This is a genomic window from Rhizobium sp. BK512 (assembly GCF_014194915.1).
Taxonomy (GTDB): Bacteria; Pseudomonadota; Alphaproteobacteria; order Rhizobiales; family Rhizobiaceae; genus Rhizobium.
Map to the genome: position 1 here is coordinate 343,858 of NZ_JACIAS010000006.1, position 13,717 is coordinate 357,574.

Genomic DNA, 13,717 nt, shown 5'->3' on the forward strand with positions numbered 1-13,717 from the left:
CTGGCCGTTATATCGCACAAGCAGCTGCCACACTTGTTTATGGGGAACCCATGCGCATCTCTGAAATGCAATTGACGAAACGCCAGCTTCTGGGCGGTGTCGCCGCCGCAACCGCATCCATGGCGGTATACGGTACGGCGCAGGCGCAGGCAGCCCCGGAAATTCCGAAGCCGGACGGCGATGTCGACATGGCCAAGGTGCTGGAGCCCGGCGCGCTGCCGGAAATGGCACTCGGCAAAGCCGATGCCCCGGTCAAGATCGTCGAATATATGTCGATGACCTGCCCGCACTGCGCCCACTTCCACAACACGACCTTCGACACCATCAAGCAGAAATACGTCGATACCGGCAAGGTCGAGTTCATCCTGCGCGAATTCCCCTTCGACCCCCGCGCTGCCGCCGCCTTCATGCTCGCCCGCTGTAACCCGCAGAAGCCTGAGGAGCTGGCAACGCCTGAACAGTATTTCCCGATGGTAGCCATGCTCTTCAAGCAGCAGCAGGTCTGGGCAGCAGCCGATGATGGCCGCGCTGCGCTGCTGCAGATGTCGAAGCTTGCCGGATTTACTGAGGATAGCTTCACGAAGTGCTTGACGAACCAGAAACTGCTGGATGAAGTGAATGCCACGCGGGAACGGGGTTCCAAGGACTTCGGCGTCAATGCCACGCCGACGTTCCTCATCAATGGCAAGCGCTATTCTGGAGACATGCCGGTTGACACCATGTCGGCCCTCATCGACAGCCTCCTCTGATCCGTACCGCTTTGCGAAGGCGGGCGACGGCGAAAGCCGTGCGCCCGCTTTTTCTTTTGCGCGGTGTGAGGCCGTGGCATGAAGTTCAACAAGCTCCGCGTTGTCGGCTTCAAATCCTTCGTTGAACCGACCGAATTCATTATCGAGCGTGGCCTGACGGGTGTCGTCGGACCGAACGGCTGTGGCAAGTCCAACCTCGTCGAGGCCCTGCGCTGGGTCATGGGCGAGAATTCCTATAAGAACATGCGCGCGTCCGGCATGGACGACGTGATCTTTTCCGGCTCGGGAAACCGCCCGGCGCGTAATACCGCCGAAGTCGCGCTCTATCTTGATAATGGCGAACGTACCGCGCCTGCCGCCTTCAATGACAGCGATGAAATTCAGGTCACCCGACGCATCGAGCGTGAGCAGGGATCGATCTATCGCATCAACGGAAAGGAAAGCCGCGCCAAGGATGTTCAGCTGCTTTTCGCGGATGCTTCCACCGGCGCTCGCTCTCCCTCGATGGTGGGGCAGGGGCGTATCGGCGAACTGATTTCCGCAAAGCCGCAGGCACGCCGCCAGTTGCTGGAAGAGGCGGCCGGGATTTCCGGCCTGCACTCCCGCCGCCATGAGGCCGAGCTTCGGTTGCGCGCCGCAGAAAGCAATCTGGAGCGGCTGGATGACGTCACGTCGCAGCTCGAAAGCCAGATCGAGAGCCTGAAGCGCCAGGCGCGCCAGGCAAACCGCTTCAAGACGCTCTCTGCCGATATTCGCGCCCGCGAGGCTATGCTCTTGCACATCCGTTGGGTGCAGGCGAAGGAAGCTGAGGCGGAGGCTGATAGCGCACTCAATCAGGCAACCGTCGTCGTCGCCGAAAAGGCGCAGATCCAGATGGAGGCGGCTAAGAGCCAGGGCATTGCCAGCCTGAAACTGCCTGAACTGCGCGAAGGCGAGGCGAGGGTCGCGGCCGCCCTCCAGCGCCTGCAGATCGCCCGCAGCCAGCTTGAGGAAGATGCCAACCGCATCCTGCGCCGTCGCGATGAACTCACCCGTCGTCTGACGCAGCTTGCCGAAGATATCAGGCGCGAGGAACGGCTTGTCGCCGACAATGCCGTCATCTTGGCAAGGCTCGATGCCGAAGAGGCCGATATCGCCGAAACCCTCGCCGATTCCGGCCGTTATGCCGAGGAGACGCGGCAGGTATTCGAAGAGGCTGCCACCAAGCTCGCAGATAGTGAGCGTATCTTCACCACCCTGACCGCGGAGCGCGCTGAAGCCGCGGCCGGACGCAACCAGCTGGAACGCGCCATCCGCGATCTCGCCGATCGCAAGCTCAGGCTCGAACGCCAGATGGACGAGGCCAACCGCGAGCTTGCCGGTGTCGGCGAGAGGATCGCAACGCTGCCGGACCCGGAAGAAAAGCGCGCCGTGGTGGAAGCCGGCGAGATCGCCGTCGCCGATGCCGAAGCGGCGATCCAGTCCGTCGAACTGGCACTCGCCGAGGCGCGCGAGATGGAAGCGCTCTCCCGCGCTCCGGTTGATCAGGCACGCAGCAAGCTCAACGCGCTTGAGACGGAAGCACGCACAATCCAGCGCATGCTGGCAGGCGCCGCCACAGGCGAATTCCCGCCGGTTGCCGAAGAGCTGAAAGTCGATCGCGGTTTCGAAACCGCGCTCGGTGCCGCCCTCGGAGACGACCTCGAATCCCCGCTCGACCCGAATGCGCCCGCCCATTGGTCGGAAAACGGCGATGGTGTCGGCGATCCCGGATTGCCTGCTGGTGCTGTGCCGCTGCTGAACCACGTTCGTGCACCCGCCGCGCTGATCCGTCGCCTGCGCCAGATAGGCCTGGTGGCGGCCACCGATGCGCCGCGTCTGGTGAAGGAACTCAAGGCCGGCCAGCGGCTGGTCACCAGGGAAGGCGCCGTTTATCGCTGGGATGGCCATGTCGCCGGCGCGGACGCACCGAGTGCGGCCGCTCTTCGTCTCGCCCAGAAAAACCGCCTCGCTGAGCTCGAAGGTGAGGCTGAACTCGCTCGCGATGTTCTGACCGAAGCAGAGGAGCGCCTTGCCGCTGCCGCCGATGCGATCCGTGAAGAGGAGCGCAGGCTCACTGACGCCCGCGACATGAACCGCCTGTCCGCCCGTCATCTTGCCGAGGCACGCGAGGCTCTGGCCGCTGCTGAGCGCGCCTCGGGCGATCTCATTCGCCGCCGCGATGTCGTTGCCGAAGCCGTCAGTCAGTTGCAGTCGCAGCTCGAAGATGTTGCCGTTCAGGAAGAAAATGCCCGCATCGAACTCGAAGATGCGCCAGATCTGGCCGCGCTCGATGACAGTCTGCGCTTTCAGCAGGCCGAAGTCGCGACCGATCGCGGTGCGCTTGCTGAAGCGCGCGCTCGCCATGAGAGCCTGAACCGCGAGAACGATGCGCGCCAGCGCCGCATCGTCGCCATCGGCCAGGAGCGCGAGACATGGCGACAGCGCGCCGCAAGTGCGGAAGATCACATTGCAACGCTCCGCGATCGTGAGGAGGAGGCCCGCGAAGAAGCCGCCGAGCTTGAAATGGCGCCCGATGAATTCGATGACAAGCGCCGTGCTTTGCTGACGGAATTGCAGAAGGCCGAGGAGGCCCGCCGTCATGCCGCTGATCTGCTGGCTGAAGCCGAGCTGCTGCAGCGCGACGCCGACCACAAGGCGGCGACAGCGCTTTCGGAGCTTGCTGAAAGCCGCGAGCGCCGCGGCCGCGCCGAGGAGCGCCTCGTCTCCGCACGCGAGAAGCGGCAGGAGAGCGAACAGCGCATTCGTGAGACACTCAATGTACAGCCCCATGAGGCGTTGCGCCTCGCCGGCCGGCCGGGACTGCAGACGCTGCCGGATCCGCGCGAGGTCGAGCGCGAAGTGGAGCGGCTAAGGATCGAGCGCGAGCGTCTGGGCGCCGTCAACCTGCGGGCCGACGAGGAGCAGAAGGAGCTCAGCGAGAAGCTGGAAGCGCTCATCAAGGAACGAGACGATGTCATCGATGCCATCAGAAAACTGCGCGGCGCGATCCAGAGCCTGAATCGTGAAGGCCGCGAACGACTGATTGCCGCCTTTGACGTCGTCAACGCCCAGTTCCAGCGGCTCTTCACCCACCTTTTCGGCGGTGGCACGGCGGAACTGCAGCTCATTGAATCAGACGATCCGCTGGAAGCCGGCCTCGAAATCCTCGCCCGCCCGCCCGGCAAGAAGCCGCAGACCATGACGCTGCTTTCCGGCGGCGAGCAGGCGTTGACGGCAATGGCGCTGATCTTTGCCGTCTTCCTCACCAATCCCGCGCCGATCTGCGTGCTGGACGAGGTGGATGCCCCGCTCGACGACCACAATGTCGAGCGCTATTGCAACCTGATGGACGAGATGGCGGCCTCCACCGAGACACGATTCGTCATCATCACCCACAACCCGATCACCATGGCGCGCATGAATCGCCTCTTCGGTGTGACGATGGCCGAGCAGGGTGTTTCTCAGCTGGTCTCGGTTGATCTGCAGACTGCAGAGCGTCTCCGTGAGACGGCCTGAGGTGGCATTTTAATTAAAGACCAAAAAAGGTCACCCTGACATCGGGTGCGTACCCCATTTGGGTGATGCTCTTTTGCGCGCATTGCATTAGAAGTTGTTTTATCGCAACCGCGCCGGTACGGATAAGTAGCAATCGGTCGTTGCGTACCGTGGAATTTGCAATGCTGTCTTCGGGTTGGGGGCGAACGGTCGAAGATCACATGGCATAGATGGACCCCCCGTCCGGTTTTCCTGGCCGGACGGAAACAAGGCTTTGCGGGACGGTTGTTGCAGTCCCGCAAAGCTTTTTTTATGCGCTTGCACCGCGTCTCCTCCGTTTCAACCGTTTGATCTTGCCTCCTGTTGCGGATTTATTGTGCGACGCAACATTTCGCCGCATTTGTCGATTTTCATTTCAACACCAAGGGATTAAGCTGGTCCCCGAAATGGTGTTGGGGGGAAGATGACCAAGTGGGTCTATACGTTCGGCAATGGGCAGGCTGAAGGCCGGGCGCGAGACAAGGAGATCCTTGGCGGCAAGGGCGCCAATCTCGCCGAAATGTGCAGCCTCGGCCTCCCGGTCCCTCCTGGCCTCACCATCGTCAGCGAAGCCTGCACCACCTATTACAAGAACGGCCGCAAGATCGATCCCGCATTGAAGGAACAGGTGCTCGCAGGCATTGCGGATATCGAGCAGATCACCGGCCGCCGTTTCGGCGCGGGCAAACAGCCTCTTCTGCTCTCCGTTCGCTCAGGCGCTCGTGTTTCCATGCCTGGCATGATGGATACGGTGCTCAATCTCGGCCTGAATGACGAGACGGTGCAGGCGCTCGGCCATGACGCCGGGGATGCGCGCTTTGCCTGGGACAGCTATCGTCGCTTCATCCAGATGTATGCCGATGTCGTCATGGGGCTCGGCAACGATCTCTTCGAGGAAATTCTCGAGGATGAGAAGGCGCGCCTTGGCCACGAATTCGATACCGAGCTCAGCGCTTCCGAATGGCAGCATGTCGTTTCGCTCTACAAGGCGCTGATCGAAGAAGAATTGGACGAGGCCTTCCCGCAGGATCCGGCGGTACAACTCTGGGGCGCTGTCGGCGCGGTGTTTGCGAGTTGGATGAACGCGCGCGCTGTCACCTATCGCCAACTTCACAATATTCCGGAAGCCTGGGGCACTGCCGTCAATATCCAGGCCATGGTCTTCGGTAATCTTGGCAACGCGTCGGCGACGGGCGTTGCCTTCACCCGCAACCCCTCGACGGGCGAGAAGATCCTCTACGGCGAATTCCTGGTGAATGCGCAGGGTGAAGACGTGGTTGCCGGCATTCGCACGCCGCAAAGCATCACCGAGGAGGGGCGCATAGCCTCAGGTTCCGAAAAGCCCTCGATGGAAAAGCTGATGCCCGAGGCCTTTGCCGAGTTCGGCAGCATCTGCGCCGAGCTGGAGTCGCATTACCGCGACATGCAGGACATCGAATTCACCATCGAGCGCGGCAAGCTCTGGATGCTACAGACGCGCTCCGGCAAGCGCTCGACCAGGGCAGCCATGAAGATCGCCGTCGACATGGTGGACGAAGGTGTCATCACCGAGGACGAAGCCGTCCTGCGCATCGAGCCGTCGACGCTCGACCAGCTCCTGCATCCGACCATCGATCCGCGTGTCAGCCGCCAGGTGATCGGCTCCGGCCTGCCGGCGTCACCCGGTGCAGCGACCGGCGAGATCGTCTTCACGGCGGAAGAGGCGGTTGAGGCAGAGTCGGAAGGTCGCAAGGTCATCCTGCTGCGCGTCGAGACCAGCCCCGAAGACATTCACGGCATGCATGCTGCCGAAGGCATCTTGACCACACGCGGTGGCATGACCAGCCATGCGGCTGTCGTCGCCCGCGGAATGGGGATCCCTTGCGTCGTCGGCGCCGGCACCATGCGCATCGACGCCCGCAATGAGCGGCTGATGGGCATCGGCGTGACGCTGAAAAAGGGAGATGTCATCACCATCGACGGTTCCGCCGGCCAGGTCCTCAAGGGCGAGGTGCCGATGATCCAGCCGGAACTGTCAGGCGATTTCGGCCGCATCATGGGCTGGGCGGATCGTGCTCGCCGCATGACGGTGCGCACCAATGCCGACACGCCGGCCGATGCCCGCGCGGCCCGTTCTTTCGGTGCCGAAGGTATCGGCCTTTGTCGTACCGAGCATATGTTCTTCGAGGGCGAGCGCATCCATGTCATGCGCGAGATGATCCTCGCCGAGGACGAGAAGGGCAGGCTGCGCGCTCTCGACAAGCTCCTTCCGATGCAGCGGGGCGATTTCACCGGCCTGTTCTCCGTCATGCACGGGCTGCCGGTGACGATTCGCCTCCTCGATCCGCCGTTGCATGAATTCCTGCCGAAGAGTGACGAGGAGATCGCCGAGGTCGCCTATGCCATGGGCATGGAGCCTTCGGCTCTGCGCCAGCGTGTCGACGCGCTGCACGAATTCAATCCGATGCTCGGCCATCGCGGCTGCCGCCTTGCCATCTCCTATCCCGAGATCGTCGAGATGCAGGCCCGCGCGATTTTCGAGGCGGCGGTCGCGGCTGCAAAGGAAACGGGTGCCGCCGTCGTTCCCGAAATCATGGTGCCGCTCGTTGGCCTTCGCTCCGAACTCGATTACGTCAAGGCGAAGATCGATGCCGTGGCACAGGATGTCATGTCGGAAGCCAAGATGCGCATCGATTACCTCGTCGGCACGATGATCGAGCTGCCGCGTGCCGCACTGCGTGCCCACGTCATCGCCGAGGCGGCCGAATTTTTCTCCTTCGGCACAAACGACCTGACCCAGACCACTTTCGGCATTTCGCGCGACGATGCCTCGGCCTTCATCCCGACCTACCAGCGCAAGGGCATCATCGAGCATGATCCCTTCATATCCCTGGATTTCGATGGCGTGGGCGAACTGATCCGCATTGCCGCCGAGCGCGGGCGGCGCACCCGCAACGACATGAAGCTCGGCATCTGCGGCGAACACGGCGGCGATCCCGCCTCGATCCATTTCTGCGAGACGATCGGCCTCGATTACGTTTCGTGCTCGCCCTTCCGCGTGCCGATCGCCCGGCTCGCGGCCGCCCAGGCGGTCATTGCCGCCGCTCAGTGACGGTAGCGGTAATAGCGCGGGTAGTAATTGGGACCGTTCAGATTATAGGCCATATCGGCCATCACCCAGTCGCTGTCGTAGCGGGCCTGGGCACGGCGGTCGAGCTCGATCCGCTGCAGGCAGGTCGCAAAACCATCCGTTCCGCGCTTGAAGCCGTAGCCGGTGCAGGTCTGCTCGTCACGTGCCCGCCGCTCCTCGGGCGTCAGCGTCTGGCAGGCGGCAAGCCCGGCGGCCAGAACGGCAAGAAGGGGCAGGATATATGGGCGCATCGGTATCTTCCTCGAGCATGAACGCCAGGCCAGGAGAATCGATCCGTCTGACGTCGTCAACCCGACTATATATCAGGCTGCGCCCGCGGGGTCACCGATCGGCAGAAGGGCTGGATCGAGTGGCGGATCCTCCGGGTTCTTCGTATCGCTCGGATCCTGGGCCGGGGTCAACGGCGGTTTTTCCTGGGTGCGGTCGGGAATACCCGGTGTCGGCTGCGGGCCAAGCGGCGACTCTGCGCCGGGTGCCGGGATGGGGTCTCTGTTGGGCATGATTTACCTCCTTCACTGAAGAAGGAACGGCAGGGTGCAGGCTTGGTTCCACTTTCACCGCCATGCATTCCTATGTAAGAGCAAAGGCAACTCACAGGAAAGAGCACCATGGCGATCCGCGATCGATTCTCGAAGAAACTCACCTGTCCGCAATGCGGCAATAGCGGCTTTGCGGAGGCCTCCGAGATTGATGATGCCAAGCGCAAGACTCCCGATTTCAAGGTCGATCAGCTGCCGCGCGGCTTCTTTGTGCAGCGCCCCTCGGTGCATCAGGAAACATTCATGCTGAAATGCGAATGCGGCCGCAAATTTCCTTTCCGCTCGCTGGCGGAAGCTGCGGCCGGCCGCGATTGAAGCATGGCTCGCGAAATCTACAGCGGTTTTGCGCTAACGAGACGCTTGGGATTCAGATCCGCTCGAGGACCTCGATGAAGGCATCGGCGAAGCGCACCAGATGTTCGGTGTCCTCATCGGGCGCCTGCATTCGGATTTCCGTACCGTTCTGGTCGAGCAAGGCCAGAACCACCCGCATCGTCTTGTCCGACGTCGGGATGCGAAGCACGGCGATTCGCCTGCAATCCTCGACAAGCCCCGCCGCCGGCAGGTCGAAGAGAAATTCGCCACGGGTTTCGGCAGCAGCTCTGCGCACCGCTTCGCAGAATCCGGCCTCGCCATCGGCATAGCCTTCCAGCGAGAGTTCGAGTTCGAGAAGTTCCAGCGGCAAGAGCGGCTCGCCACGCTCGATGCCGCCAAGCGAAGATGCCTGCGGCCTTTCCCTCATTTCGGACGAGATCATCTGTCTCTCCTGTTTCGTGGGACATGTATCAGACCCCGGTAGAATGGCCTTTTTACGGCATATCAGCAATAGCTTACAGAGAGAGCGCCCTCAGACTTGGACCTTTGACGTGGATTGCTTCGGCAATGCTCAGACAAGAGTTTCAATTTAGACGAATCTTGCACTAGAAAAGTCGATGGCAGCAGCTTCATTCGATTGCTCGCCGCCGACCAACCGGTAGTTTTGATGGCCATCCGTTTCGATCGTCCCGTTTCCAGCGCTGCCCGCTTATCGCGGCATTTCGGGGCGTTTGCGCTCGTGCTCTCGGTAGCGGTGCTGATTGCCCATCGCTTCGGCGGTCTGGCGACACCCTATCTCATCCTCGTGCTGCTCGTTTCGGTCGGCTGCGCGGTCCTCGCGACCCTCTTGGCTGCCATCGGCCTGCGCAGCCTCTGGATGACCGGTGCCGAGGGCGGGACGAATGCGCTGGCGGCGCTCATCTATGCAGCCTTTCCGCTCGGCATCGGCGCCTTTGCGGCGGAGCGCTATTTCACCCTGCCGGCAATCTACGACGTGACCACGGATACCGCTTCCGCGCCGGACTGGCTCTCGACGCCGCAGGCCGACCAGATCTGGCTGCCTCGTGAACCGGTCGTGACGTCAGGCGACCGCGAGAAGCAGCTTTCCGCCTATCCGGAGCTCACGGGCCGCCGTTACGACGGAGCGCTCGACCGTGTTCTGGAGGCCGTGAAGAAGGTCGCCAAGCAGAACGGCGTCACCATCACCAAAAGCGAAGGCGATACGACGCCCGGCCGCGAGCTTGAGGACAAGCCGGTTCCGGCTCAGCCGGAAAGCGGTGTGGCCGATTCGCCCGATGTCATCCCCGTGCCGACGCCGCGCCCCTATGAGGATGATGTGGCGAAGATGATCCGCGGCGCCAATGGCGTGATCCTGCAAGGCACGACCCGCACCCTCGTCCTCGGTCTGCGTTTCGATTTCATCATCCGCCTGCGCGAAGAGGCCGAAACCACCTTCGTCGACGTGCGCGTCGCCTCCCGCTATGGTCAGCACGACCTCGGCTTCAGCGCCGAAGAGGCCGAGCAATATCTTGGTGCCCTCGATTCAGAGCTTCTCGGGATTGCGGGTGGGTGAGCCCCGGTGCCGCAAAGCGGCAGTAATCGATCCAGTGGATCGATTACAGGGGCGAACGCCCTGAGCCATGCGAAGGGCCGGGATACGGTGAGGCACATCAAAACGCCGTTACCGCAGCGTTTCCCAGAATTGCGGCGGGTCAGCGGGCACCACACGCCATCCCAACGCTACCCCAAAAACCGCTCCCGCACGTCAGCCGTCGGCACCATGCAACTCTCCCGCCGCCCTGCAATCCTCAACCGGTTCCGCGCAACCACCCCATAGACGACATCCGCAATCCGCCGCGGCACGATCCGCAACACACCGGCCAGAGCCCAAGGCAAACCAAGCCCTTCCAGCATCCGGATCGTCGCATCGGATTTGTAATAGGCACGGCCCTTGTCGATCAGCAGATTGGTCTCGTAATCCCGCGTCTCCAGCCCGTAGTGCCGGTAGAGTGCCTCGCCGAGCGGCGTCTGGGCGACGATGAAGCGGTAGCGCTTTTCCTTGTCCCGCTTCAACAGGAACTGAACCCAGCCGGAGCAGAAGACACATTCGCCATCGAAGAGGATCAGCGGCTTGTCATCAGCAAAGGCCGGCACGGAAGGATCGTCGCGATAGGTGTAATCCGCGGACCTTGCCATTCTCAGCCTCCGGCCAACCGATAATGCGCAACAAGCGAAGGTGGCCCATCGGCGGTGACTTCGCCACGCTCCATGAGTTCTTCGATATGCGCCAGTACCGAAAGTGCCGCCGCGCCATGCAGTCGCTTATCGGTATCGCGGTAGATCATCTCGACCATCCTGGGGATGGTGCTTTCCCCCGTCCGGATACGTTCGATGATCGAGCGTTCCCGCAGGCGCCGATGCGTCTTCAGCCCGCGCAGGAAGGGCGCAGGCGAAGTCACCGGCCCGCCATGGCCGGGCAGCAACAGGCCGTCATCGCGGGCAAGCAGCTTGTCTAGCGAGGCCATATAGTCCGCCATGGATCCATCCGGCGGTGCAACGATCGTCGTTGCCCAGGCCATCACATGATCGCCGGAAAAAAGGATGCCGCTTCCCTCGAGCGCGAAGGCTGCGTGATTGGCCGTGTGGCCGGGCGTCAGCACCCCCGTCAGCGCCCAGCCGTCGCCGGAAATCGTCTGTCCGTCACGGATAGCGATATCCGGCACGAAATCCGTATCGGAGCTTTCGGCAAAGGGGTTGACCTCGCCCTCGCGCAGCGGCCGCGAGGGGCGGTGCGGTCCTTCGCCGACCGTCAGTGCGCCGGTTTCCGCTTTCAGCCGTTTTGCAAGCGGCGAGTGGTCCCGATGAGTATGGCTAATGAAAATATGCGTCACCTGCCGGCCGGCAAGCGCTGTCATCAGCGCGTCGAAATGTGCCGCATTCGCCGGTCCCGGATCGATAACGGCGACCGATGAGCCGCCGACGATATAGCTGTTCGTGCCGTGAAAGGTGAAAGGGCTCGGATTATTCGCCGTCAGGCGTTGGATGCCCTCTGCGACCGGAACAGCCCGCCCATAGGCCGGATCGAAGAAAAGATCGAAGTTCGCGCCGGACATGTCTATTTATATTCGATCTCGATGAAGGACATGGGCTGCTCGCCGGCATTGACGACATTGTGCTCGGTACCGGCCTCGCGGCGATAGGCAGCCCCTTTGGCTACATCCACCCGCCGGCTGCCCTCGGCATCCTCGATCAGGAACTGGCAATCGGTCATCGGCACGACCACATAGCCGAAGCCATGCGTATGGACGCCAGTATCGGCACCCGGCTCGAAATCCCACTGGGTGATGCGCACGATGGCATCATCGAGGATCAGCGTCGCAAGCGCTGGTGGACGGGCGCGATATTGGCTCAACGGTGTCTCCATTGGCTGTTCGATGCTTGCAGTCCTACCATGCCGGCATGGCCGCGCATACAAATATGACGTCGCAGTGAACTTAGTGATTGTGGGGCAGACCGACCTTTGCTAATCAGGCCACGTTTTGGCGAAGCGGCATCCGCTTCAGCTCTGGTGGGGCGTAGCCAAGCGGTAAGGCAGCGGTTTTTGGTACCGCCATCCCCTGGTTCGAATCCAGGCGCCCCAGCCACAACGTTCAAGTAGCTTGTAAACGCCTTGTCGCCGCACCCGCGGCAATCGTCACCACAAGCTCATCTACTTCCCGCGCGAGGCGCTCGGCCGGCAGACCGACGAAGCGGCCTTCGAGACTGATGCTGACGACGCCATGGACGGCGCCGAACAGCGTGCGGGCGCGGATCGCCCTGTCTTCCGCCGTCATATCAGGCTGCAGCTCGGCAAGCGGTTCTGCGATCACGTCCATCAGGAAGAGATGTTCATCGAGATGCCATTGCGGCGTCGGGCTGGTTTCAGGCGGGTAATGCTCGAAGAGCGCTTTCCAGAGATTCCGGTTTTCCACTGCGAAACCTAAATATCCCTGCGCCAGATTGCGCAGCCGGTCGGTCGGTGTCCTGTCCCTGGTCTCGGGCAAGGTGAGCCTTGCTTCCAGCGCCTTCAGCGTCGTGGAATTCACATGGATGACGAGTTCGGCGAGGTCGGCGAAGACCGTATAGAGGCCGCCGAGTGCACAGCCGGCATCCTGGGTGATCTCGCGCGCCCTGAGGTTTGCAAGCCCCTCTCGCATAATCCGGCTTCGTGCCGCATCGATCAGCCGCGCCCTCAGATCTTCGCGTTTTTCTTCTCTTTTCCCTGCCATTAACCATCTCGCTTCGATTTCATGAACGACGTTCAAAATTATTCTTGAACGGCGTTCAGGATTCTGCCATAACTCAACTCGTGAACAGCGTTCATAAACCGGAGGAAAGAAATGTTCAAACTGATTTCGACTTTGTTGCGGGGCGGGGCCTACGACGCCGAACAGGCCTTTGCCGACCGCAATGCCGTACCTCTGCTTGCCCAGCAGATCCGTGATGCCGCACAATCGATCCAGTCGGCCCGCCGCAGCGTGGCGATCGCCATTGCCCAGAACGAGCAGGAGCGGGCTCAGCACGCAACGATCGTCTCCCGGATCGACGATCTCGAGACCCGCGCCGCTGCTGCGCTTGCCAAGGGCAATGAAGCACTGGCCCGCGAGGGTGCCGAAGCGATCGCCTATCTCGAGGCCGAGCGCGACCAATCCGAAAAGGCCCAGGCGCAGTTCACGACTGCAATCGGCAAGCTGAAGGGAATTGTCCGCATCTCCGAAATGCGGTTGCAGGAACTACAGCGTGGCGAGCGTCTGGCCCGCGCCACCGAAGAGACGCAGAAGCTCGATGTCGTCGTTGCCGGCACAGGCCTTGCGACGCTTGACGATGCCGAGGAGACGCTTGCGCGCCTTCGCATCCGTCAGAACCAGAATGAGATAACGGCCTCGGCCCTGAAGGCGATGGAGACTTCGACCGTTCCTGCCGGCATCATCGAGAAGCTTGCCAATGCCGGATACGGTGCGCCGTTGCGCTCTTCCGCCGATGACGTGCTCGCCCGCCTGCGCAGCCGCATCAATCCCGCCGCTTAAAATCAGCATCATCAAACCTGAGGGAATCACGACAATGAACGACAGTTTCCAGAAACATTCCGCCAGCTGGGTCAGCTTCTCCTACATCTCCTTCGGCGCCGCAGCCTTCATGCTGGCGCTCGGCCTCTATATGATACCGCTCGATCTCTGGGGCAAAGGCTACCTGGCAATGGGCATCCTGATGCTGGTTCAGACGACGGTGAATATAACCAAGACGCTGCGCGACAATGCTGAATCCGAAAAGCTGATCCGCAAGGTTGAAGACGCCCGCACCGAGAAGCTGCTCGTCAAGTTCAATCGTAACGGTGAAGACTAATCTTCATTAACTACACCACAGAGTTGTTGCTATACTCAACTTTTGCG

Annotated in this window: 14 protein-coding genes and 1 tRNA gene; 8 read left to right on the forward strand and 7 right to left on the reverse strand. The window is 61.8% G+C overall.

All coding sequences use genetic code 11. The features are described 5' to 3' along the window. The first annotated feature begins 50 nt into the window (after positions 1–50). From FHX06_RS22275 to ppdK, 3 genes are all read left to right on the forward strand, one after another. The gene (locus FHX06_RS22275) at positions 51–749 is read left to right on the forward strand and encodes a DsbA family protein (protein ID WP_112971049.1); all 699 of its coding nucleotides are present in this window, start codon (positions 51–53) and stop codon (positions 747–749) included. Between the two features lie 78 nt (positions 750–827). Beyond that, positions 828–4,286, forward strand: a complete 3,459-nt coding sequence (locus tag FHX06_RS22280) for a chromosome segregation SMC family protein (protein WP_113203600.1) — start codon at positions 828–830, stop codon at positions 4,284–4,286. 442 nt (positions 4,287–4,728) lie between these two features. Then, positions 4,729–7,395, forward strand: a complete 2,667-nt coding sequence (ppdK, locus tag FHX06_RS22285; RefSeq protein WP_113014994.1) for a pyruvate, phosphate dikinase — start codon at positions 4,729–4,731, stop codon at positions 7,393–7,395. Here ppdK and FHX06_RS22290 read toward each other — a convergent pair. Further along, the gene (locus tag FHX06_RS22290) at positions 7,389–7,664 is read right to left on the reverse strand and encodes a hypothetical protein (RefSeq protein ID WP_113203601.1); all 276 of its coding nucleotides are present in this window, start codon (positions 7,662–7,664) and stop codon (positions 7,389–7,391) included. The genes ppdK and FHX06_RS22290 overlap by 7 nt on opposite strands. A gap of 72 nt (positions 7,665–7,736) precedes the next feature. Beyond that, positions 7,737–7,934, reverse strand: coding sequence for a hypothetical protein (locus tag FHX06_RS22295; RefSeq protein WP_113203602.1), 198 nt, complete (start codon positions 7,932–7,934; stop codon positions 7,737–7,739). Between the two features lie 108 nt (positions 7,935–8,042). On the opposite strand from FHX06_RS22295, the gene FHX06_RS22300 reads away from it, so the two are divergent. Beyond that, a complete protein-coding gene (locus FHX06_RS22300) occupies positions 8,043–8,288 on the forward strand; it encodes a hypothetical protein (protein WP_007818080.1) in 246 nt (81 codons plus the stop codon). A gap of 52 nt (positions 8,289–8,340) precedes the next feature. Here FHX06_RS22300 and FHX06_RS22305 read toward each other — a convergent pair whose 3' ends face one another. After that, a complete protein-coding gene (locus FHX06_RS22305; RefSeq protein ID WP_112542991.1) occupies positions 8,341–8,730 on the reverse strand; it encodes a hypothetical protein in 390 nt (129 codons plus the stop codon). Between the two features lie 225 nt (positions 8,731–8,955). Between FHX06_RS22305 and FHX06_RS22310 the strand changes: the two genes are divergently transcribed. Next, positions 8,956–9,861, forward strand: a complete 906-nt coding sequence (locus tag FHX06_RS22310) for a DUF1499 domain-containing protein (RefSeq protein WP_113015056.1) — start codon at positions 8,956–8,958, stop codon at positions 9,859–9,861. 167 nt (positions 9,862–10,028) lie between these two features. Here the strand turns inward: FHX06_RS22310 and FHX06_RS22315 are convergent, their stop codons facing one another. Genes FHX06_RS22315 through FHX06_RS22325 form a run of 3 tightly spaced genes read right to left on the reverse strand, consistent with a single transcriptional unit; the run spans position 10,029 to position 11,700 of the window. Next, positions 10,029–10,484, reverse strand: coding sequence for a thiol-disulfide oxidoreductase DCC family protein (locus tag FHX06_RS22315; RefSeq protein WP_113145826.1), 456 nt, complete (start codon positions 10,482–10,484; stop codon positions 10,029–10,031). Positions 10,485–10,486: 2 nt separating this feature from the next. After that, positions 10,487–11,401, reverse strand: a complete 915-nt coding sequence (locus tag FHX06_RS22320; RefSeq protein ID WP_113203603.1) for an MBL fold metallo-hydrolase — start codon at positions 11,399–11,401, stop codon at positions 10,487–10,489. Between the two features lie 2 nt (positions 11,402–11,403). Beyond that, a complete protein-coding gene (locus FHX06_RS22325) occupies positions 11,404–11,700 on the reverse strand; it encodes a cupin domain-containing protein (protein WP_112542994.1) in 297 nt (98 codons plus the stop codon). 157 nt (positions 11,701–11,857) lie between these two features. Between FHX06_RS22325 and FHX06_RS22330 the strand changes: the two genes are divergently transcribed. Then, positions 11,858–11,932 (forward strand) — tRNA-Gln (locus FHX06_RS22330). Positions 11,933–11,938: 6 nt separating this feature from the next. Here the strand turns inward: FHX06_RS22330 and FHX06_RS22335 are convergent. Continuing rightward, positions 11,939–12,556 (reverse strand): TetR/AcrR family transcriptional regulator, encoded by a 618-nt coding sequence (locus tag FHX06_RS22335; protein ID WP_112542995.1) that lies wholly within the window; start codon positions 12,554–12,556, stop codon positions 11,939–11,941. A gap of 111 nt (positions 12,557–12,667) precedes the next feature. On the opposite strand from FHX06_RS22335, the gene FHX06_RS22340 reads away from it, so the two are divergent. Both FHX06_RS22340 and FHX06_RS22345 read left to right on the forward strand, forming a co-directional pair. Next, positions 12,668–13,354, forward strand: a complete 687-nt coding sequence (locus tag FHX06_RS22340) for a PspA/IM30 family protein (protein WP_113203604.1) — start codon at positions 12,668–12,670, stop codon at positions 13,352–13,354. A 34-nt stretch (positions 13,355–13,388) separates the two neighbouring features. Further along, the gene (locus tag FHX06_RS22345) at positions 13,389–13,670 is read left to right on the forward strand and encodes a YiaA/YiaB family inner membrane protein (RefSeq protein WP_113203605.1); all 282 of its coding nucleotides are present in this window, start codon (positions 13,389–13,391) and stop codon (positions 13,668–13,670) included. The last annotated feature ends 47 nt before the right edge of the window (positions 13,671–13,717 follow it).

Excerpts from the sequence above, each read along its gene's own strand:
- FHX06_RS22275 (WP_112971049.1), top strand. The coding sequence starts at position 51 with ATGCGCATCTCTGAAATGCAATTGACGAAACGCCAGCTTCTGGGCGGT.
- FHX06_RS22280 (WP_113203600.1), top strand. The coding sequence starts at position 828 with ATGAAGTTCAACAAGCTCCGCGTTGTCGGCTTCAAATCCTTCGTTGAA.
- ppdK (WP_113014994.1), top strand. The coding sequence starts at position 4,729 with ATGACCAAGTGGGTCTATACGTTCGGCAATGGGCAGGCTGAAGGCCGG.
- FHX06_RS22290 (WP_113203601.1), bottom strand. The coding sequence starts at position 7,664 with ATGCGCCCATATATCCTGCCCCTTCTTGCCGTTCTGGCCGCCGGGCTT.
- FHX06_RS22295 (WP_113203602.1), bottom strand. The coding sequence starts at position 7,934 with ATGCCCAACAGAGACCCCATCCCGGCACCCGGCGCAGAGTCGCCGCTT.
- FHX06_RS22300 (WP_007818080.1), top strand. The coding sequence starts at position 8,043 with ATGGCGATCCGCGATCGATTCTCGAAGAAACTCACCTGTCCGCAATGC.
- FHX06_RS22305 (WP_112542991.1), bottom strand. The coding sequence starts at position 8,730 with ATGATCTCGTCCGAAATGAGGGAAAGGCCGCAGGCATCTTCGCTTGGC.
- FHX06_RS22310 (WP_113015056.1), top strand. The coding sequence starts at position 8,956 with ATGGCCATCCGTTTCGATCGTCCCGTTTCCAGCGCTGCCCGCTTATCG.
- FHX06_RS22315 (WP_113145826.1), bottom strand. The coding sequence starts at position 10,484 with ATGGCAAGGTCCGCGGATTACACCTATCGCGACGATCCTTCCGTGCCG.
- FHX06_RS22320 (WP_113203603.1), bottom strand. The coding sequence starts at position 11,401 with ATGTCCGGCGCGAACTTCGATCTTTTCTTCGATCCGGCCTATGGGCGG.
- FHX06_RS22335 (WP_112542995.1), bottom strand. The coding sequence starts at position 12,556 with ATGGCAGGGAAAAGAGAAGAAAAACGCGAAGATCTGAGGGCGCGGCTG.
- FHX06_RS22340 (WP_113203604.1), top strand. The coding sequence starts at position 12,668 with ATGTTCAAACTGATTTCGACTTTGTTGCGGGGCGGGGCCTACGACGCC.
- FHX06_RS22345 (WP_113203605.1), top strand. The coding sequence starts at position 13,389 with ATGAACGACAGTTTCCAGAAACATTCCGCCAGCTGGGTCAGCTTCTCC.